The 21,824-nt window shown below is 28.5% G+C and carries 16 protein-coding genes; 14 read left to right on the top strand and 2 right to left on the bottom strand.

All coding sequences use genetic code 11. The annotated features are described in order from the left end of the window. Position 1: 1 nt before the first annotated feature. Complete coding sequence (locus AQ1685_RS10635) at positions 2–622, bottom strand: HD domain-containing protein (protein WP_231970178.1); 621 nt, start codon at positions 620–622, stop codon at positions 2–4. 128 nt (positions 623–750) lie between these two features. Here AQ1685_RS10635 and AQ1685_RS10630 point away from each other — a divergent pair, with 128 nt between their 5' ends. The 14 genes from AQ1685_RS10630 (at position 751) to AQ1685_RS10565 (ending at position 18,850) form a co-directional block, all read left to right on the top strand. Then, complete coding sequence (locus tag AQ1685_RS10630) at positions 751–1,047, top strand: phage repressor protein (protein ID WP_095071973.1); 297 nt, start codon at positions 751–753, stop codon at positions 1,045–1,047. 186 nt (positions 1,048–1,233) lie between these two features. Next, the gene (locus tag AQ1685_RS10625) at positions 1,234–2,616 is read left to right on the top strand and encodes an RtcB family protein (RefSeq protein ID WP_095071971.1); all 1,383 of its coding nucleotides are present in this window, start codon (positions 1,234–1,236) and stop codon (positions 2,614–2,616) included. Positions 2,617–2,675: 59 nt separating this feature from the next. After that, on the top strand, positions 2,676–3,350 hold the full coding sequence (locus AQ1685_RS10620) for a hypothetical protein (RefSeq protein ID WP_095071969.1): 675 nt from the start codon (positions 2,676–2,678) through the stop codon (positions 3,348–3,350). After that, the gene (locus AQ1685_RS10615; protein ID WP_095071968.1) at positions 3,347–4,213 is read left to right on the top strand and encodes a hypothetical protein; all 867 of its coding nucleotides are present in this window, start codon (positions 3,347–3,349) and stop codon (positions 4,211–4,213) included. Before AQ1685_RS10620 ends, AQ1685_RS10615 begins: the two co-directional genes overlap by 4 nt. Before the next feature lie 58 nt (positions 4,214–4,271). Beyond that, entirely contained in the window at positions 4,272–4,493 is a 222-nt protein-coding gene (locus AQ1685_RS10610) for a phosphate ABC transporter substrate-binding protein (RefSeq protein ID WP_095071966.1), read from the top strand. Beyond that, a complete protein-coding gene (locus tag AQ1685_RS10605; RefSeq protein WP_095071964.1) occupies positions 4,475–5,224 on the top strand; it encodes a nucleotidyltransferase domain-containing protein in 750 nt (249 codons plus the stop codon). Before AQ1685_RS10610 ends, AQ1685_RS10605 begins: the two co-directional genes overlap by 19 nt. A 303-nt stretch (positions 5,225–5,527) precedes the next feature. Continuing rightward, the gene (locus AQ1685_RS10600; RefSeq protein WP_095071963.1) at positions 5,528–6,604 is read left to right on the top strand and encodes a nucleotidyltransferase domain-containing protein; all 1,077 of its coding nucleotides are present in this window, start codon (positions 5,528–5,530) and stop codon (positions 6,602–6,604) included. 202 nt (positions 6,605–6,806) lie between these two features. Then, positions 6,807–7,508 carry a DUF434 domain-containing protein gene (locus AQ1685_RS10595; RefSeq protein ID WP_231970177.1) on the top strand — a complete coding sequence of 234 codons (702 nt, stop codon included), beginning with the start codon at positions 6,807–6,809 and terminating at the stop codon, positions 7,506–7,508. 766 nt (positions 7,509–8,274) lie between these two features. Further along, a complete protein-coding gene (locus AQ1685_RS10590) occupies positions 8,275–9,276 on the top strand; it encodes an RNA ligase, Rnl2 family (protein WP_157730182.1) in 1,002 nt (333 codons plus the stop codon). Between the two features lie 222 nt (positions 9,277–9,498). After that, complete coding sequence (locus AQ1685_RS10585; RefSeq protein WP_095071957.1) at positions 9,499–10,185, top strand: hypothetical protein; 687 nt, start codon at positions 9,499–9,501, stop codon at positions 10,183–10,185. A gap of 29 nt (positions 10,186–10,214) precedes the next feature. Next, positions 10,215–10,988 carry a M90 family metallopeptidase gene (locus AQ1685_RS10580; RefSeq protein ID WP_095071954.1) on the top strand — a complete coding sequence of 258 codons (774 nt, stop codon included), beginning with the start codon at positions 10,215–10,217 and terminating at the stop codon, positions 10,986–10,988. 108 nt (positions 10,989–11,096) lie between these two features. Next, a complete protein-coding gene (locus tag AQ1685_RS10575) occupies positions 11,097–12,266 on the top strand; it encodes an ABC transporter ATP-binding protein (protein ID WP_231970176.1) in 1,170 nt (389 codons plus the stop codon). Between the two features lie 9 nt (positions 12,267–12,275). After that, complete coding sequence (locus AQ1685_RS10570; RefSeq protein ID WP_095071952.1) at positions 12,276–14,036, top strand: VIT1/CCC1 transporter family protein; 1,761 nt, start codon at positions 12,276–12,278, stop codon at positions 14,034–14,036. 1,292 nt (positions 14,037–15,328) lie between these two features. Further along, the gene (locus tag AQ1685_RS10565) at positions 15,329–18,850 is read left to right on the top strand and encodes a T9SS type A sorting domain-containing protein (protein WP_095071950.1); all 3,522 of its coding nucleotides are present in this window, start codon (positions 15,329–15,331) and stop codon (positions 18,848–18,850) included. Between the two features lie 213 nt (positions 18,851–19,063). Here AQ1685_RS10565 and AQ1685_RS10560 read toward each other — a convergent pair whose 3' ends face one another. After that, on the bottom strand, positions 19,064–21,646 hold the full coding sequence (locus AQ1685_RS10560) for a ligand-binding sensor domain-containing protein (protein ID WP_095071947.1): 2,583 nt from the start codon (positions 21,644–21,646) through the stop codon (positions 19,064–19,066). Positions 21,647–21,824: the final 178 nt, after the last annotated feature.

Here is a 21,824-nt window from a genome sequence, read left to right as displayed (position 1 = left end):
ATTATAATGTGTTTAATTCTGTTTTTAAATTGAATTTCGCCTGTTTTTCATAACGATCAGTAAAAGTATTGGTCTTGTAAATGAAAGGTTTATCTATAAAATGATGCAATACTTTTTTTCTTCCATTTTTATATAAAATATCTGGAACGAGTTTATATTCTTTACGAATAAGTTTAGCATATTGCTGATATATTTCTGAAGATTGACCTAAAATAGCTAAATCAAAATCGATTAAAAAACGAGTATCATTATCTGAACCTTCATGAGTTTTAGTGGCTATAATTTGATTAAAAATGATGTTTAAATCATCTTTTGAAAGTAGTTTTCGAAGTCGATCTACAGCAAAATCAGCACTTTTTTCTTCGTTATCTTTTTTCCAGATATTATAAACTACATCATGATAAAAGATAGAAAAAGAAACTAAATTCGAATCTTTTAATTCATCTTTATAACGATCAAAATAAGAGAAGATTTCCTCTAAATGCTTTAAATTATGATAGGTGCGATGCTTTTCTTTGTAGTGTTTTTCAAGCTCATTCCATAATGAAGAAATGAGTTCATTATCTTGAGAATAAAGTGATAACAGTTGGGTAAAACGTTCTTTTAAAGTCAATTTTTTCAATTAAATAGTTTGTATTACAAAAATATAAACTAATTTTACATTGATTTTAAACGGTTAAAGTTATTCGTTCTTTACTTTTCGTTCAGCAATAGTCTTTGAATTAATGTTTAATTTAAATACAAATAATTATGAATTGGAAAATTCAAAAGCTATTGAATGGAGAAACAATTATCTCTAAAGAACCAGGAAACTCAATGTTACCCATTTTAAAATCAAGACAACCCGTTGTTTTAAAGCCAGTACAATGGCAAAATTGTGAAGAAGGTGATATAGTTTTCTGTAAAGTACGAGGAAATTGTTTTACGCATTTAGTAAAAGGTAAAAATGAAAAACGAGGATTACTAATAGGTAATAATCGTGGACATCTTAACGGATGGACGAAAAATGTGTATGGTATAGTAACAGAAATCTTGCCATCTAAGTAGTGCTAATCAGCACTTTTTTTGTTTATAGACTTTTCGAATCCAATATAAATTTCAATTTTTTTTATAATTATTTTTTGTTACGCAAAAACATTGCGTAATAGAGTTGCAGTTTTGTTTTGTGATTAAGAAAAACGTCTGAGTGGGAAATGCTCAAAAAGAAAAGTATAATAATTTAAAAACTAGAAAATGAAAATTACAGGAAAAACATTAATTGAAATGGGATTTAAATCTGGAAAATGGTTTCCGGAAGCTTTAGAGTATGTTAATTCTAAAGATTTAAGTAATGAGGAAATTATGGAGTATTTAGAACAGTATAGACCAGGCCCAGAAATTCCATTATTAGAAAATCATGCAAACTTTAGTATAAACATTAAAGCTGAAAATAATTTAGAAACCGAGAATGTAGCTAAGGTAATTGATACTATGGAAGTTCTAATGAAAACTCCAACATTAGTTGATGGAGCCATTATGCCAGATGCTTGTCCAACAGGACCATCAGGAAATATTCCAGTTGGCGGTGTTGCTGTTGCAAAAAATGCAATTCATCCTGGAATGCATAGCGCAGATATTTGTTGTTCAGTAATGTTAACAGATTTTGGTAATGCTAATCCTAAAGATGTTTTAGATGCTGCGCATAGTGTAACTCATTTTGGTTTTGGAGGACGTTCTAGAGAAGATCAGTTTAGATTTCCTTCTGATTTATTAAAAGAGATTGAAAATAATGTATTCTTAAATGATCAAAAAAGTATTTCAGCTGCTCGTTCTCATCTAGGAACTCAAGGTGATGGTAATCATTTTTTATTTGTAGGAAAATCTAAAAAAACAGATAATACCATGTTAGTTACGCATCATGGTAGTAGGGGATTTGGTGCTAATTTATATACTAAAGGAATGAAAGTTGCCGAACGATTTAGAAAAGAAATATCACCTCAAACTTTAAAACAAAATGCTTGGATTCCGTATGAAACAGAAGAAGGTAAAGCTTACTGGGAAGCTTTACAAATTATAAGAAAATGGACAAAAAAGAATCATGAGGTTTTGCACGATGCAACTTTAAATAAGTTAGGTGTTGAAAAGGAAAATAGATTCTGGAACGAACATAATTTTGTTTTTAAAGATGGAGATTTATTTTACCATGCTAAAGGAGCAACACCATTAGATCCTAAATTTATGCCAGATATTACTGGTCCAAGATTAATTCCTTTAAATATGAGCGAGCCTGTTTTAATTGTTGAAGGGAAAACAACAAATACAAATTTAGGTTTTGCTCCGCATGGAGCAGGTAGAAATATCAGTAGAACGCAACATAGGAAAAGTAAGACAGGAACTTTTCAAGAAATCTTTGAACAGGAAACTAAAGGTTTAGATGTACGTTTCTTTTCTGATGAAATTGATATTACTGAGTTACCATCTGCTTATAAAAATGCAGAAACTGTAAGAAATCAAATGGAAGAGTTTGGATTAGGTGAAGTTATTGATGAAGTAATGCCTTACGGTTGTATTATGGCAGGAGATTGGGAAAAAAATGCTCCTTGGAAACGTAGAAGAAAGAGAAATACTAGAAAGTAGAAATAGCCTTGCAAGTTAACCATTTGTTACTTGTAAGGCTCTATTGAAAAAGAAGCATCATGAATTTACAAGAATCGATAAATAATTTATACCAAGTATTTCAGTCGTATACAGTTTTAGGAAATTTAAGAGAAAGATCATGTGATTGTTGTGTAACAGATGAAGAAATAAAGGAATTGCTTTCAAAACCATTGAAAGAGATTCAACCAGACGAAATTTATCATTTTATGTCATCAGCATTAACCACTTATGGAGATATCAATGATTATAAACATTTCTTACCAAGAATTTTAGAGTTAACAGTAGGTTATGATTTTTTAACTGATTTTCATTGTTATGAGAAGTTAAATCATGCGAATTGGAAATCTTGGAATGAAAATGAGATAGAAGCTATATCAAGTTTCTTGGAATTATTACTGATACATCATTTGAATCATCTTGAATATATAGATTTGATATTTGTAATAAATCTAAGTATAAAGTATTTAGGAGAAGAAAAAACGTTAAATATTTGGAAACAACATCTCACAGAAAATCATTTACATTTTTTTGTGGATTATAAACTAAGTTTTTCAGATACAATATTTCTAGATTTCAGACAAACTACGTTTGATGAATGGATTTCTAGTGATTTCATTTTAAAAAAGCTAGAAAGTTTATATCTAAAAACAGAAGACAAAATTGAAGCTAATAGAATATCGATTGCTTACACAATGCTAGAAAATGAAAGATGAAAACGTATAGAATAAAACATAAAATTTATCAAGTACTAAATGATAAGTTATCAGAGAAAGATTTTGAAAAAGATATATACTTCATGGCTGAAGTGAATAGTCTTAAATTGAATTCTTTTTTATTTGATTTAGTTGAAGTTAATTATAATTCAAATACTTTTAAAAACCAGTTATTGAATGTTTTTAATAAGCATTCTACAGCTGATGAGTATCTAGCAATTTCAATTTTTGAATTAAGTAAATTAATATTAGATTATAACAATATTAATGAAGTTTTCGAAGTAATTAAAGTGATAAGAGATAAATGTCTAGAAGAGGATTTTGGCTATCAAATATTAACCGATTATTATATATGCTACGAAAATTATAGTTATCAAGAAGAAATAGGTCATGGCTTATCTACTTTTGAATTAATGAACGAAGCTAAAGATATTGCTAGAAAAGTTTTTGATAGATATACTAAAGTAAAAGAGTTTGAAGATTGGTTATTCATACTAAAAGACACAGTAAGTTATACCTCAAATAATGAAGAAGAACTGTCTTATCAAGTTAAAAATTATATAATAGAACAAAGTTTAGATTTTAGATCAGAAAAAGATATAAGAAATGATTTTAAAAGTTTAGGATTTAGTGATTATGAAATCAATGAAAGTTTCTTAAAATCAGAAGAAGAATTAATAAAAAGTGCAAAAGAAAAAGCATTACCGTTATTGGTTCTAGGTATAGTTTGCACTTTTGTTAGTGTCGCATATATCTATCAAAAGGATAAGGTTTTTTATTGGCCTATTTTAATTCATGTATTATTAGGACTAGGATTGATTTATTCTGCAATCTTATTATATTTAAAATCATTAAAGAAATAACAATATGCAAATCAAAAAAGGAGCACTGTATTAGGTTTTAATTAAAAACGTAATACAAATGAAAAAGTTTAGTCGATTTAAAAGCGCTTTCGGTTTAAACGAGTATGGATTAATAGATTTTCCGAGAAAAATTTCTGGAATACAAATTTCTAGAATAAAAGTAGGTAAAGAACAAGGTTGTGAATGGTGTTTTCCTCACGGATATGAAACTATAAACGTAACTATACCTGAAAGAAACTGGAAAAGTCAACGAAAAACACAATGGAAAAAAGAATTTTAGAACATTTAGCTGCATTAGAAAAAGAAAAGAATATTGAAATTCTATTTGCAGTGGAATCAGGAAGCAGAGCTTGGGGTTTTGCTTCTCCAGATTCCGATTATGATATTCGATTTGTCTATAAACACTCTAAAGATTGGTATTTAAATCTTTGGGAAACAAAAGATACGATCGAATTTATGACAGAAGATGACTTAGATGGATCTGGCTGGGATATCAGAAAAGCACTTCGTTTATTAGCAAAGTCAAATGCTTCGTTTACAGGTTGGTTATTTTCACCTGTAATTTATAGAGCCAACACCGCCTTTTTAGAAGAATTAAAAATATTGGCAAGCGAAAACTTTAATCCAATTGCTGGATTTCATCATTTTCATGCAATGAATAAAGGTTTTGAGGAAACTTTAGGAACTGATAAAATGACATTAAAGAGTTTCTTTTATACTATCAGAACTGCTTTATGTGCCAATTGGATTGCCAAAAAGCATACGATTCCACCAGTATATTTTAGAGAATTGTATGAATTAATTGATACATCTTTCCATGCTAAAATTGATGCTGTAATTCAGCTAAAAAGTGAACGAATAGAAAAGAGTAGCGATCCTGTTTCAGATGAACTAATTCGTTTAGTTAGAGACGTTATTAATGAAAATAACGAGTTAAAAAATAGTTTACCAAGTGGAAAAGCAAATCAAGAAGCGTTTAATACTTTCTTTTTGAAATATTTAGATTTGTAACTAACACTAAAAATTATTTATGTGCCTAATACTTTTAATAAAAACCTTGTAGAGCAATTGTAAAAATGATCTATTGATTAAAAGTTTGAAAATCAAGGCAGCAGTGAGGAAAAAGATGAAAAACTGTTTGAGTGATAACGAGTTTTTTTCATCTGTGGCTGTAGATGCTGTAGCATTTTCTTAATTTTTTATCATAAATCTTGATTTTTGCTTCTTTTCATCAAGGAAAAGAAAGAAGAATTATTCATTATCAAAAAGTTTTCGACTGCGCTCAACCAGACATTTATTTAAAAATATTAAGCAATGACACTAGAAGAATTAAAAAAATCAAACTCAATTATTTTTGAAAGTATCAGCGGAAGTAGAGCTTATGGATTACAAACGCCTACTTCAGATACTGATATTAGGGGTGTTTTTATTTTACCGAAAGATAAATTCTATTCGTTGGATTATGTTGGACAAATCAATAATGAAACGAATGATATTGTGTATTATGAATTAAGAAAGTTTATAGAATTATGCTTAAAGAATAATCCGAATATTCTAGAATTATTAAATATGCCAGCTGAGTGTATTCAAATTAAACATCCGATTTACGATAAAATTACATCTGAGTTATTTTTATCAAAATTATGCAAGAATACATTTGCTAATTATGCTTTTACTCAGATTAAAAAGGCGAGAGGTTTAAATAAGAAAATTGTTAATCCGGTTGAAAAAGAACGAAAAGAAATCATTGATTTTTGTACTGTTCTCCAAGGTAAAAAGTCATCACCATTAAAAGAATATTTAACAGAACATGATTTAGATATCAATAACTGCGGATTGGCTAAAATTCCAAATATGAAGAATTGTTTCAATTTGTTTTATAGTGATTTATTAGGTTATCAAGGAATTGCGAGAGAAAATGCAAATGAGGTGTGTACAAGCTCAATTCCGAAAGAAGAAAAGCCAATTGCAGTTTTATACAGTAATTTAGAAGGTTATTCATCGTATTGTAAAAAGTACAAAGAATATTGGGATTGGGTCGATAAAAGAAATGACGAACGTTATAAAAGTAATATCTCTCATGATAAAAATTATGATGCGAAGAACATGATGCACACATTTCGTTTATTGCAGATGGCAGAAGAGATTGCTAAAAACAAAGTTATAAATGTTAGAGTTAGCGAATCTGAAAGAAAATATTTATTTAGAATCAAAAATGCTGAATTTGAATACGATGATTTAGTTAATGAAGCAGAAACTATTAAAAAAGAATTAGAACAGCTTTATGAAACTTCAGATTTACCAGAAAAACCAGATAAAGCTTTGGCCAATGAGTTATTAAATAGTATTAGAACTGAATTTTATAATCAGAACGATATTAGTAGTGTGTGATCATAAACTTACGTCAACCTGAACTTGCATGTGCTGAATTTATTTCAGTATTTCAGGTTCTCATTAAAAATTGTTGTTTATCAGAGTTATGAGATTCCGAAATAAATTCGGAATGACGTCAAAACAGTATTTACAACTAAAAATTATTCAATAAACTAAAATAAAGAATTATTATAATTATTCTTAACTCGTAAAACTAATAATGCCAAAAAATAGAGGAAAAGAAGGTTCAGATGATCGATTATTTGGACAAGAATTTATGCTACGAAAGATAAAAGAAGCAGTTTACGATATGTCGTTTCTATTAGAACGTGGCTATGGAGAAGCTTCTTCTTGTGAATTAGCTGGAAATCGTTATAAGTTGAATAAGCGTCAACAACAAGCTATAAAAGGAATGTCTGCTGCTGTATCAGCTATAAAAAGCAGAAAGGAAAAGCAAATTTCGAAAGAGAATTTGATCGGTAAAGAAATCATAATTGATGGTTTTAATCAGATTATATTATTAGAAAGTATTCTTTCTAATGCGTATATTTTTGAAGGAAAAGATGGAGCTTATCGTGATTTGTCTTCTTTACACGGAACTTATAAAAGTGTAAATCAAACAGAAGAAGCAATCCGTTTAATTGGTGATTTCTTTCAAAAATATAAGGTAAAAAAAGTAGTTTGGGTTTTCGATCAACCAGTTTCTAATAGTGGTAGAATGAAAACTAAATTATTAACTATTGCAGAAAAACATGATTACAACTGGGATGTAATTTTAGAAAATAATCCAGATAAAGTTATTGCAAATAATGAATTTGTAGCTATAACTTCAGACGCTTGGATACTAGATCGCGTACCTATTTGGTTTAATTTAATAGCTGAATTACTTCCAAAAAATTATAAAACATTAGTTTCTTGTTAAATTACAATTCTCAAATTCTAAAAAATATTGCATATTTGCATCAGAAATGAAACAAGAATCATTACATAACACAATTCAAATATCGAGAAAAGATGCTGGTGTTTATCTAAATTGGATGAACGCAGAAAGGACGTTATGTAATTATTTCAGAAGAAAATAGAGATTAAAAACAAATAATAATTCATAGTAAAAGCGTCCAATTTTTAAGTTGGACGCTTTTTTTTGTAAAAAATGATAAAAAATCTTAGAAAGTTAAAAAGCAAACACATAGTCGATGCTAAATCAGCAAATAACTAGTAATCAAAATAGTAACAAGTTTGTTGTGTATCCGTAAAACTACGGACAGGAAATCTATTGAGTTTTATTGTTTTAAATACTTGATTTTAAGTGTTTTGTAATTTGTAAGTTTGAAATATTTGACACATATTTGCACCACGAAAAAATTAATTCATAGGAAATGCTAAAAATGAATAACATACAAGATTGGAATACTAATAAAAGAGCACAAATAAATAGTGCAAGTATTGTTATGGAGTTATTTCAAATGAAAAATAGGAGGTATAGACAGTAAAAAGTTTAGTATATAAATTTTAAAAGCACCTCCGAAACGAGGTGCTTTTTTATTGTCAGTATTAAAGAAAAGTGTTTTAAAGAGTTAATGAAAACGTAGAAGTATAAAGGAATGTTTAATAACAATGAGTTCGAATCTCATCTTCTACACAAGCGCGCAAAAAGAGAATTAGTAATTATTAAAAAAATTAAGATCATGTTTAAGAAATATAACAGTATTGAAAACACATATCGTGAAAAACAAATTGAGCAAGTTTATCTTCATGGATATGATAAAGAAAAATATGTAGTTCAAGAAAAAGTGCACGGAGCTAACTTTTCTTTCATTACAGATGGAGAAGTAATTCAAGTCGCAAAACGTAGTGGGTTAATTGCTGAAGGCGAAAAATTTAACAACTACAAATACGTATTAGAAAAATATAGAACAGCTATTGAAAAACTGTACGTACTTGTTAAAGAAAAATACCCAACTATGACTGAAGTTACTGTCTATGGAGAAATCTTTGGAGGTAGTTATGAACACTCAGAAGTACCAAAATCAAAAGGAATGTCAAGAATTCAAAAAGGAGTCTTTTATACACCTGATAACGATTTTTATGCTTTTGATATTCGTATTGATCAAGATGTATATCTAAATGTAGATGAGGCGAATGAACTTTTTGAAACCGTTAGACTATTTTATGCAAAATCACTTTTTGAAGGTTCATTTAAAGATTGTCTAGCATATTCAAACGAGTTTGATTCAAAGATTCCAGGTTGGCTTGGTCTTCCAGAGATTAAAGATAACACTTGTGAAGGTGTTGTAATTAAACCCGTAGAAAGTAAAATTTTTAAAAATGGAACACGAGTAATCTTTAAAAACAAAAACGAAAAATGGTCTGAACGTTCACATGCAACAACACGAGTTAGGAAAACTACTGTGGTATCGTTTTCAGATAAAGAAAAGGAAACTCTAGAAAAACTAATGAGTTACATTAACGAAAACAGACTAATGAACGTACAAAGTAAATTGGGTGATTTTGAACCAAAACAAACTGGTAAAACTATTGGTTTACTATCCCAAGATGCTTTTGTAGATTTTAAGAAAGATTACGAAGATGAGTGGAATACTATTGAAAAAGAACGTCAAAAACTATTTACTAAAGCGCTTAACAAAGAAGCTGTTAGTTTAGTTAAAGAAGTACTTTTATTCAAGTAAGGTAACGTCAACCTGAACTTGTTTCAGGTTCTCATCAATATAGATTTAATTATCTAAAAAGATTTGAAAATAGGATTAGAATTAGAAATGTAGTTTAAAAGACAAAACATTGGAAAATACCCAAAGATGCAAGTAAAAATCTTTCCATTTCTAATTTTTTAAATTGCTACGCAAAAAGAATACGTAGTAATAAATTAAGTTTGCTGTGTTATTCAGTAAAACATGAAAAAAGAAGAATTACATATTACACTGTTGACTTTACAAAAAGAGCTCATTGAAAAAGAAGAAAAACATTATTTAACGTATTGTAAAGAAGAACATTTGACGTCTTTCATAGCTAATTTACATGGATATTATTCTGATGCAAATTTTTTAAATACACTTACTTTGCCATATTTTGAAGAAGAAATTCAAAGAGATAGAAAAGCTGCTTATGAACAGTTTCTATTTTTATTTGAGATAAATGAAGTTGATGAATTAAATCAAAGATTTCAGCATACAGATATCACTGATTTTCTTTTGGTTTTAGGGCAACGTTTAACATCAGCAACAGATAACACGATAAACGCACTTCCGCCTTTAAATGATGATGTTTTTAAAGCAAGTTTTGAGCAATATAATTTACACGTTACTAAAGCAGTCAGAGCTTTTGAAAAACATTCTGAACGAACAACAAATAACTTTTGGGGTAGCGTGGAAGGAAATCCGAAGCAGAAAGAAGAAAAAGTAAAAGAACTTATACTACATTTACTTCACCATAAAACTTGGTGGAATGTATTTTATCATTTTAAACACGAGTTGATTTATGAAGTTCGTATTGCGTCTGGTCACGGAGCAAGATGGAAAAAAAGCAATTTAGAATTTATTGGTTTTGTAGAACCTTTCCTAAATTCAGAAAATGAAAAATAATAGTATTTTAGCCTAAAAGAAAAAGTATTTTGTTATATATCATTAGTACTCTTATTATCCTTTTTTTAGTATATAAATCAATTACTAAAGAAAAAGTTGAACCTAAAATTAATACTGTTGAAATTCAAGAACATTGGTATACACTATTAGAAGAAAATGTACTGTTTTATAAACAATTAAATACAGAAGACCGTTTACATTTTAAAAAACGAATTCAGACTTTTTTGAATCGTGTAGAAATTGTTGCGGTTGATTTTGAACTTGAAGATTTAGATATTTTATTAGTTGCAGCAAGTGCTATTATACCAGTTTTTGGTTTTAATAATTTTATGTATCCAAATTTAAAAACTGTGATTATTTATCCAGATTATTTTAATGAAGATTTAGAGTTCGCAGCAAAGTCAAAAAACAAAATTATTGGTGGATTAGTTGGAAACGGACGTTTTGAAAATAAAATGATTCTATCGAGAAGAGCTTTACACCATGGTTTTACGAACAAAACTGATAAAGGAAATACCGGAATCCATGAATTTGTTCATTTACTAGATAAACTAGATGGAAATATTGATGGTATTCCTAAAGCATTATTAGACAATAAGAATTTGTTAGTTTGGCTAGATTTAGTTCATGATAAAATGGAAGATATTAATAATGATGATTCTGATATTAGGAATTACGGAGGAACATCAAAAGAAGAATTTTTTGCTGTTGCTTGCGAATATTTTTTCGAAAGACCAATGTTATTGAAAAGGAAACATCCAAAGTTATATCAAATGTTAGATGATTGCTTTACTGTAGATTAAAAAACTACGATTATTGAATCATGACCAACGAATAAAGATTCAAGTTTTCAAAAAAGAAAAATAAAACCTAGTTTTACAGAGAGATAACTTATTAAATTAAGAATTGTTATGGAAAATAAGTTGACAAAACAAGAATTGCTTATTCAACAAGCCACAGAGTATTACAATCAAGGAGATCATTCTTTAGGATATAGAATGTTACTTGATGCAGCTTTAAATACCAATAAATCAGAAGTCTATAAAGCTGCATTAGCATTTGTAGAAATTTATGAAAAAGAGGAAAATGATAAATCTAAAATTTTAGATGATTTTATAATATGTAAGGAGACTATAAATAACTTTAGCATAGAAGATAAAAACATAATTGGACAACCAATACTCAAAGGAATTTCTATTGAAAAAGAATATAAAAGAGGAAAATTTAAATTAGGACCAATTGATATTAAGCTTCATAAGGGGGATATTTTTGGTTTGGTTGGAGAGAATGGAAATGGTAAAACAACTTTACTCACAATTTTAGCTTCTTTAATAGAAAAAACATCAGGTGATCTTTCGTATTCATTTCTTGAGCATTCAGATGATATATATGATTTAAAATCAAAATTAGTTTACATTCCTCAAAGAACTTCAAAATGGTATGGAAGTGTCATTGATAATTTGAAATTTGCTTTAGTTCATCATGGAGTTACAGGTGAGAAAAATCATTTATTGGTGTATATGATGATTGCAAGGTTCGGTTTGTGGAAATACAAAGATTTAAAATGGAGTGAACTATCTTCTGGTTATAAAATGCGTTTTGAGTTAGCCAGAACGATGCTTAGAAAACCAGAAATTGTTTTATTAGACGAACCGTTGGCTAATTTAGATATTCTTGCTCAACAGGTAATTTTAGAGGATTTAAAAATGTTAGCAAAATCACATGTAAATCCGATTGCTATGATTTTTTCTTCACAGCAATTATACGAAGTAGAGAAAGTTTCAGATGAAGTAATTTATCTTAGAAATGGTAAACCAACAGATCTTCTAGGCTTAAAAACACAAGAAGAAAATTCTTTAATTATCGAATTAGATACAACTAACTCACGAGAAGATATTGAAAAAGTATTTCAAGAATACGAGTTAGAACAAATAGAATATAACGGAGGAGTGTATATCATTTACTTTAAAGATAATACGATTACTTTTAATAATGTGCTATCAATAATAGCTTCAAATAATTTTACAATACAATACATTAGAGACATTTCTAAATCAACAAGAAGATTTTTTGTGTATTAATACTTGCCTATGGAAACGATTAAAAAAATAAATAAATATTTAGTTGAACATTATCCGCTAATTTGGAATACTAGATTGGTTTGGATGTTAACATTTGCTGTTGTATTACATTTAGCATTTTTCATTGCAGGGTACTTTTCAGTAAATACACAAAAAGATGTATCCAGTCATTACAGTTTAGAAGGTTTTTATTTTGATTCACCTGCTATTTTAATAGGAGTTTTAATCTCAATTATTTCACTTTTAATTTGGATTATTTTTTATTTAAAAAATAATGCATTTAAAAACTTTTATCCTTTAAAAAAGGGAACATTATTTATTCAGTTTTGTATTTTATTTTTGATATTTTTTACAAATATTACGCACTACTATTCCTATAAGAAAGGTATTACAACCAAAATTAAAGTTTTATACGATTGGGAAAATATAGATGCTGATATTAAGAAATTTAATAACGCTGCTATTTTTTTCTTAAAAAATAGATCTAATTATACGATAAAGGCAAAACAGTATCCAGAGCCTTTTCCATTGCAAGTTGTTTCTACCGAAAGAACAGATTACTTGGGAGTTACCATAGATACTACTAGAGCATACTTAAGACATGATGGAGAATTTCATCAATTCTTCAAAATAGATGAGGAGTTAATAGCAAAGGATTCAAAAAATAATGTGTTTACAGAGGATGGTATTTACGATGAAGAATCTTATGTAAGAAACAATCAACCATTTAAATATAGAATTGTATATGATATTTCTTCATATAAAGAGTTAATTACTCCGAATTTATATAATTTTTCTCAAGAATTTATAAGTTACGGTCAAGATTCTATTGATTATCGAAACAGACTCATACATTATCAAAAATTATTAGATAAAAAAGATGAAAGTGTTATTAGTAATGAATTAGATCAATTTTACAATTTAGCTAAGCAATACGAGGTAGAACATAACCTTAAAAAGGAAGATTGGTTATACCTTATCAATTTAGAAAATGATTATAAATACATAATTAATATTCAAGATAGAAAACCTCAAAAGTATGAGATAAATAAATTGAAGTTAAATTATTTTAAGACTAAGAAAAGAGTCGACACAATATTAATTCCCAATACACAACATAAAAAAGACTATCTGTATTACAGTAGATTTCCTAAAACTGCAGACGGAAAGAGTGTTTTAATTGAAAAAGATTACGATGAATATTTTGACTATATCCCTTATTGTGATTTTGGTCGTTTAAATATATTTTTCAGAAATGTTTATTACACATTTCACCCAACTTTTGATATAGCGAGTCTTTATGCTTTCATTATTTTATCTCTTATATTTTCATTATTAATTTTCTTATTTAAAACAACAGATATCAGAAATATACTATTAAGTGTTGTAGCTGCTGGTATAGTCTTAATTTTTGGAATATTATTAATTTACATAGCAGATAAGTATTTAGGTTTTAATAATAGAATAGGAATTTTTATTGCGCTATTATTAAATATTTTAATTGTTGTTTTTTCAATTTTAGGATTAATTGGAAAATGGCGTAAAACTCTAGTATCTATATTATTTTCTTTAGCATTATTTGCTATACCATTAGTTGTATTATTTAGTTACTTATACTATCGTGAGCTATTAGGTTACCCAGATAGAACCAAAGATCTTTTTATATTATGGTTCGATGATTACGGTTTTTGGTTTACCATTATTATTTGGATTATCAGTATTTATTTTTACTCGAAATCCATCCGAAAATGGAAAGCTTTGACAGAGTAAATTGTAATCAATTTTGGGACTATGCTAAAAACTAATTCTGAGAAGTCAAATATTTTACATGAACAGTTAATGAATAGCGAAAAAGTATTTTCAAAAATAGATTGGATTTAACAAAGAGCGATATAGCCAAAGTGAAGAATTGACAAAAAGAATTAAGAGTGTTAAAGAGGTTTCGAATTGGATGATTAATAAAGCATTTAATGAAATCGATGACTTAAAATAATGTTGATACAACAAAGTAGAAAAAATGAAACAAATTGAATTACCTTACTTGACTGCTATAAATATTTAAAATATCACATAACAAAAATTATACGTGGGAGTTAACTTTAAAAAATAGAACAATAACCTTAATTTGATTTGCAGAAGAAAAAATTGATGAGCTATACTTCAAAAAGGCAAAACAAATTCTTGATAATATAGAAGAGTTTGATAAAAAGAGTTGTTCTTTATTTGAAAGTGAGTTTATAAATTCACAAGAAAACTCAGTTCTAGAATATTTAGCATATCATTTAGAAGAAATGCCTTCAGAATTTTATAATATTATTGATGAGAATACTACAAAATCTCAGAATTTGAATGGGTTATTATAGGTTTTAAAGTTGAATAATATTTCTTTTCACTAAGGAGTGATAACATTACTGATTACATCTTAAATAACGAAGTTTCTGACCAGATTTTAGCAATTTACGTTAACATAAATGGACAGCAAAGAATAGCTTGGGAAAGCTAAAAGAAAGACAAATACTTTCATTAATCGTTTAAATTACCTTCAAAAAAATAGGAGATCTAAAAAGTATCTGAAAACGTCATTCTGAATTTACCTGTGCTGAACTTGTTTCAGTATTTCAGAATCCCATTATTCTGATTATTAGTTGTAATGAGAAAATGAAACAAGTTCAGTTTGAAGAAAAAAAATCTTTTTAGGTCTTCATTTATCAAAACACACATTTTATATAAAGCATAGATCATAGGAATAGATATGATCTATTTTTTATTTAGATATTTTCCATTCACCCCAAATATATAATCATTCATCACAAGATATTATAAAATATAGGTTTTTCATCACTTTTATTCAGTCGTTTTATCACATCCATAAGAAACACACAAGTAAAATTTCACTAAGCAAAATACTTTTGCAGTAGAAAATTTGCGCAAAAAATTTGAAGTACAAAGATCTCTTTTTATAGAAGGTTAAAGTTACGTTTTTATAAAGAATCGATTCAAAAAAGGTGTTAACCGAAAAACCTTAATAGAGTAGGAAAAAAACAAAATTATCAAACGAAAAAATGAAAAAAAATATATTATTGCTATTGTTTTTTGTGTCATTTATTAAAGTATTTACACAGCAAGATCCGTGTAATACAATTCCAATTATACAGAATAATTCAGGATGGAGTTATACTCATGGATCTCCCACTTGGACTACAAACTCGATTTGGCTTTGGGCTAAAAATAACAGAGGAGAAGGTGTAAATCATTTTAATTTTAGTTTCAAAAGAAATCAACAATATAGAGTACGATTAACTGCTACAGCTACAAGTTTGACATTAGGAGGGACACAAAATATCCCTATTCTAGATAATGCTTTTATGAATGTTATTCTTACGACCAATAGATTGATCCCTGATGGACGCGCTATTATTCCACCTATTCCAACACCAAATCAGGTGATTATGCAAAAAAATATATGGAACCAATTACCCAATTCAGACACCTATGAACTAGTTTTTACCGCAGAACAAGATTTTAATAACCTATGGTTTTTTCCAACAAAACAAAGTAATTGGCCACAAGCTAATGTACTAATTACAGATTTAGAAATCTGCCCTATAACATGTAATGCTGATAATGAAGTGAATTTTCATTTTGAAGATAAAGATGCAATTCAACAATCAGCGTTTAACTTATGTGAAGATGTATTTGTAAATGCTTCATCAACCCTAAATATTGATGCATATAATATTGAATTATTTGAAGTAAATTTTAATGCTACTACATTACTTTCTCGAAAAAGTACGACCACAGGCCAATTTAATCTTACGGAGTTATTTGCTGATACGGTAACTTTTGAAGCGAATACAACCTATGAAGTGAAAATAAGTATGGAAAATACATATTGTAACACCACAATTTTCAAAACCAAAAGATTTACCTATAACGATAGCTTTATTGAAGGTGATTTTGAACTCGTTTATAATTGTTCAGATACTACTTTTGATGCTTCAGTACAATCATTAACTAGTAATGTTGCTCATCATTGGAAATTATATGAAACTAGTGTAGCAGGTTCTATTTTAGATAGCGATACGATTAATTTAGTAACAGAAGTAAATGATGTTGATTCTCATACATTTAATAGTTTAGATACAGAAAAGCACTATTATGTAGCGTACAACGCATCTACAACAAACTGTAATGCTTCGGAAGTAAGAATTGCATTAACTCCAGATTGTTGTACATTAACACCCAAAATTTTCCCTTTTTGTGATGACCCTTGTGTCATGGATGTTTTTCCTTTAAAGGTGAAAGATCAAAACGATCAAATTATTACAAGTTCAGATGGGTATAACTTCTTTTGGACCAATACCACTACTGGTGATATCATAACCAACGATATTGTGTTAGCAAGGTCATCAGATGTTTGGACATTAACATTAAAAAAAATCGATTCAAATTGCGAATATGAATTAAAGTATAGTTTAGTGTGTTGTAATGATACCATTCAATTAAAAAACTATGAATGTCCTACTGTAAACGATGTCGACTTATTGAGTAATACAAAAATCAGAGAACAGGCAAAAACAGCTAATGGTTGTCGTCCTTGTAATTCCGGAGTTTTTGTGATTGCTATTGAAGATGAATTGGGCAATGCAATTACCGATTTTGAATCGATTACTTGGAGTGATGGATTAGAGGAAAATGAAGTAATACGATTAGGAGATGTTAATACAACCTATACGGCGACAGTAACCTTACGAAATCCTGATGGAGTAAGTACATGTACTTATGAAGATACTATAATCTATGAATGTTCTGAATGTGAGATTGTAGATGCTCCTAAAAATTTAAGTAACGATGGAACTTTTTTAAGTTGGGATCCGGTTCCAAATGCTACTGAATATATTATCAGTGTAGCAAGTAAACCCGTGAATTGTTGTAATGAACCGTTGTTATATTTTTCAGACTTAAGCACAAATACAAACACAATACGAATTCCTGACGATCTCAAAAATGGTTGTTTTGCTTGGGAAGTAAAAGCTGTATGTACTGATGGAAGTATTTCTGAACCCTCAGAACCTAGTTGTTACAGTAAAAAAGATATTGATTGTGAAAACTTTCCAGCACCTATAAATTTAAGTACTGATGGAACTTTTTTAAGTTGGGATGCGGTGCCTCATGCTACTGAGTATATTATTAGTGTAGCAAGTAAACCCGTAAATTGTTGTAATGAACCTTTGTTGTATTTTTCAGACTTAAGAACAAATACAAATACAATACGAATTCCTGACGATCTTAAAAATGGTTGTTTTGCTTGGGAAGTAAAAGCGGTATGTGCTAACGGTGATATTTCTGAACCTTCGGAACCTAGTTGCTACAGTAAAAAAGATATTGATTGCGAAAACTTTCCAGCACCTACAAATTTAAGTAATAATGATACACATTTGTTATGGGATCCAGTTCCACATGCTGTCGAATATATAGTTAGCGTTGCTAGCAAACCAGTGATTTGTTGTGACGGACCGGAGTCATATTTTTCAGATTTAAGAACAACAACAAACAGTATTCAAATTCCAGATGATATTAAAATTGGATGTTTTGCCTGGGAAGTAAAAGCGGTATGTGCTAACGGTGATATTTCCAAACCATCGGAACCTATTTGTTATGATAATGAAGAAAAAGATGAATGTACAACCTTAGCACCACCTTCAAATTTAAGAAATAGTGATACTCATTTATTATGGGATCCTATTCGTGATGCCGTAACATATATTGTAAGTGTAGCTACTCAAGATGTACCTTGTTGCAACAGTACAAGTACACTATTCTTTAATCCTATAGAAACTAGTGACAGTTCAATTCCAATTCCAAATTATCTTAAAAATGGATGTTTTGCTTGGGAAGTAAAAGCAGTATGTGCTGATGGTAGTATTTCAGATCCTTCAAAACCGATGTGCTATGAAAATAAAGAAACAAATCTGTGTGCTAAATTACCAGCGCCAAGAGGCTTAGACTTTGGAGCTACTTATTTAGTTTGGGATAGGGTACCAGGAGCAGTTAAATATGTAGTTAGTTCACCTGAAAATGTATTGACTCAATGTTGCGGATACTCTGCAGGAGAAAAGTTTTTAGCTACAGAAACTACAACAAATAGACTTTATTTAACCCCAGATTTAATGCCTGCCTGTTTTGTATGGCAAGTTGTTGCGGTATGTGGAGATGGTAGTGTTTCTAAACCTTCACAGCCAAAGTGCTTTAGAGGGATTATTGCAATTGAAGATCCAATAAACGATATTATGATGAGAACAAATACACTAGATAATACATCAATACAAGAACATGATGAGATTATGATATTTCCAAACCCAAGTAATGGAAACATTAGTATACGATTAGAAGATACAGCTACCAAAACAGCACTTAGTATCTTTAATACCAATGGTGTCTTTGTTAAAAAAATTGAAAATATTCATGATTTGGAACATAATGCTACTACTTTTTATTTGAATTTGAACTTACCTAAAGGAATTTACTTTTTAAAGTTTGAAACTCAAATTAAGAGTATTACGAAACAAATTATAATTAAATAGTAAAAGGTTAGGAGGCTGAATTATTTGTTTTTTAACTTAGTATTCAGCCTCTTATTTTTAAGTTTAAAAATAGACTAATGATTTTTTTAATACATTAAGTTACGTGTTATTTTAACTTATCAATCCCTAATATTCTCAATTCTTAACTTCTAATAACACAAGAATTGAAGTCTTAAAATAAAAATGAGGTACTTCCAATCAAGTTGAAATCTATTAATAGAAAACCATTTTATCTATTTTTTCTTTGTTGTTTCTACTCACAGGAATTTGTTCACCGTTTACTTTTACCCACTTTGTATTTTTACTTTCTATTTTATCTTTTCTTATAATGTAGGAACGGTGTACTCGTATAAAATTTTCTTTATCTGGGAGGTTTTTCTCAAAATCTCCCATTTTTTTTCTAACAACATAGGTTTTTTCAAGCGTTACAATTTCTAAATAGTTTCCAGCAGATTTGGCATAATGTATTAGTGAAGTATCTAGTTTTATTTCAATACCAGATTCCTTAATAATAATATGTTGACTTTTTCCATTTAACTTTTTTAATACTAAAAATAGTAATTCTTTAAAAAGCTCCTTATCATAAGAAAGAATTTTGAATTTAAAGAACATATAAATGATAACTGAAATGGCGATAAGGATTAAAGTATTAAACCACCAAGTTTTCCAAAATGGGAGATGAATTTTAAAGGTTAGTGTAGTACTTTTTGTATTCCAAACTATATTTCCTCCTTTAGTTTGAATTTCAAATGTGTACTTTCCAGCAGTCAGGTGATTATACTTAACCGATTTATTTTGGGTAATATTCCAGTTATTTTCTAGTCCTACTAATCGATAACGATACAAAACATCCTTATTTTTTTTAAATGAAATTGCTGAAAATTTAATTTCTAAGGTATTCTCATTATAATTTAAGGCACTTATTTTATTAAGCTGGTTTTCAAATTTATTATTAATTGTAACACTTTCTATTTTTAGCCAGTCTCTAGATATGGTCTCTTGTTTCAAATCCATTTTTTTTTCTGGATAAGAGAACAATCCTTTCTTTGTAGCGATCCAAATTGTATCATTGATAACTTCTACATCATTTATATGATTACTTGGTAAACCTTCATCAATAGAAAGCTTAGAGACAGTATAATTTTTTAAGTCATTTGAAAAGGTAATTTTATTCAAACCTGTATTAGAAGTTACAAATACTTCTTTATTGTTTTTTGGATATATTTCAGTGATGATATCACTAGATAAACCATCAGATTCTTTAATAGTAAAAGTTGAATCTTTATCCATTACAATAACGCCATTACCTAAACTAGCAAAATAATATCTTTTATCAACCTTATCAATATCTTCTATTCTAACTTTAAAGTGACTATCTATTTCTTTCAAGGCATATAATGAATCTTTCTTGTAGTGATATCCTCCTGACAAAGTACCAAAAAAATAGCCTTCATTAGCATATTCTATATCTAAAATTCGGTTAATTTTTTTAGTATAAGTATGAGGTAAAATTTGTACATTTATAGTATCATCAATAATTCGATTTGTGAGTACGGGCAACCTGTTTGGATTATCGGAAATAGCGCGTGAAACAAAATATTTATGGGAATTGATCTTTTGAATTGAGTTAACTTCTTCTTGGTAAGAGAAATTATAAGTGTCTATAAATAGCTTTTTTACTTTTTGATTATACTGAATTTTTACAGGATGTTTGTTCTTTGACTCCCATAGCTTTTTATATTGATAGTTTTTTTGCTTATATACTTCTCCATTACTATAGGCTACATAAAGTTGATTTTTTTTATTCTTAGTAAGAGAAGTAACATCTTTACAAGAGGTAGAAATTGCATGCGATCCAATATATTTATTTTTTATATAGTAAACTCCAGAGTCAGTTGTACCAATCCACAAACCACCTTCATGATCTACAAAAAACTTTGTTACTGTTTTATTTGGAAAGAAATGATATTTTAATTTTCCATCTTTCGAAAAAACTTTACCACCACCATGATTAAGGCCAATCCAGAAATGATTCGAATCATAAGTTCCAGTAACAACTGTAATATTATCATTAACGATTCTTTTTAGAAAATCAGTTGTAGTGTTTAGCACATACATTTCTTTACGATCTATAAATATAAAATAATCTTCAAAAGGGCGATCTAGATAGATATGACAATTTTTCTCATATTTTTTCTTGATTTTATCAAAAGATAATGATGCAGAAAAACCTTGTTTGGGATGTTTTATATAAGAAGCATCAATATTTTTATTGGACATATCAAGATCTTTAATGCATGAGATTAACTTATTTTCAATAATACCTTCCTGATTTATTTTAAGGTAACCCAATGAAGTTGCAAGATTTATATATAATGAATCTTCCTTTTTAGTGATATTGATTATAGCATTGTAATCGGTAATTTGTTTTAATACACGATTGTACTTATAAGAAGTAAAAGAATCGGTATCAGGGTTAATAAAAAAGAGTTTTCTATTTAATGTAATGCATAAAATAGTACCATCGTTCTGTTCATAAAAATTTAGGATAACCAAATCATCAATTCCATCATTGGTTGTATATTTTTTGAATTCATAACCGTCGTAACGCGTTAATCCCCTATCGGTTGCAAACCACAAATATCCATTTTTATCTTGAGTAATATCATATACTTCAGAACTACTGAGTCCATCAGCAGTAGAATAATTGGTATAAATAAAGCTTTGCGCTGTAATTAGTTTTGAAATAAAAAATAATAGCGTGCAACAAACAGATTTAATAAACAATTTTTTCAAAGTTTAGGAGCAATTAAAGTTGCAAAAATAACTTTTAATACTATTAGATTTACGACGTGAATTAGAAATTTTGCAGATATATTATAGCCTGTAGAAACAATTTAAAACGAATCTAAAATTATAAATCAAAAGAAAATTTCCATATTTGCCCCAGATTGAAAAAGAAAATAAAATATTG

This window comes from Tenacibaculum jejuense (genome assembly GCF_900198195.1).
GTDB classification, from domain to species: Bacteria; Bacteroidota; Bacteroidia; order Flavobacteriales; family Flavobacteriaceae; genus Polaribacter; species Polaribacter jejuensis.
The sequence above is the reverse complement of the archived record's forward strand: the minus strand, read 5'-3'. Positions and strand labels throughout refer to the sequence as shown.

What these genes read in the sequence shown, in the direction of transcription:
- AQ1685_RS10630 (WP_095071973.1), top strand. Translation starts at nt 751, where the DNA reads ATGAATTGGAAAATTCAAAAGCTATTGAATGGAGAAACAATTATCTCT.
- AQ1685_RS10625 (WP_095071971.1), top strand. Translation starts at nt 1,234, where the DNA reads ATGAAAATTACAGGAAAAACATTAATTGAAATGGGATTTAAATCTGGA.
- AQ1685_RS10620 (WP_095071969.1), top strand. Translation starts at nt 2,676, where the DNA reads ATGAATTTACAAGAATCGATAAATAATTTATACCAAGTATTTCAGTCG.
- AQ1685_RS10615 (WP_095071968.1), top strand. Translation starts at nt 3,347, where the DNA reads ATGAAAACGTATAGAATAAAACATAAAATTTATCAAGTACTAAATGAT.
- AQ1685_RS10610 (WP_095071966.1), top strand. Translation starts at nt 4,272, where the DNA reads ATGAAAAAGTTTAGTCGATTTAAAAGCGCTTTCGGTTTAAACGAGTAT.
- AQ1685_RS10605 (WP_095071964.1), top strand. Translation starts at nt 4,475, where the DNA reads ATGGAAAAAAGAATTTTAGAACATTTAGCTGCATTAGAAAAAGAAAAG.
- AQ1685_RS10600 (WP_095071963.1), top strand. Translation starts at nt 5,528, where the DNA reads ATGACACTAGAAGAATTAAAAAAATCAAACTCAATTATTTTTGAAAGT.
- AQ1685_RS10595 (WP_231970177.1), top strand. Translation starts at nt 6,807, where the DNA reads ATGCCAAAAAATAGAGGAAAAGAAGGTTCAGATGATCGATTATTTGGA.
- AQ1685_RS10590 (WP_157730182.1), top strand. Translation starts at nt 8,275, where the DNA reads ATGTTTAAGAAATATAACAGTATTGAAAACACATATCGTGAAAAACAA.
- AQ1685_RS10585 (WP_095071957.1), top strand. Translation starts at nt 9,499, where the DNA reads ATGAAAAAAGAAGAATTACATATTACACTGTTGACTTTACAAAAAGAG.
- AQ1685_RS10575 (WP_231970176.1), top strand. Translation starts at nt 11,097, where the DNA reads ATGGAAAATAAGTTGACAAAACAAGAATTGCTTATTCAACAAGCCACA.
- AQ1685_RS10570 (WP_095071952.1), top strand. Translation starts at nt 12,276, where the DNA reads ATGGAAACGATTAAAAAAATAAATAAATATTTAGTTGAACATTATCCG.
- AQ1685_RS10565 (WP_095071950.1), top strand. Translation starts at nt 15,329, where the DNA reads ATGAAAAAAAATATATTATTGCTATTGTTTTTTGTGTCATTTATTAAA.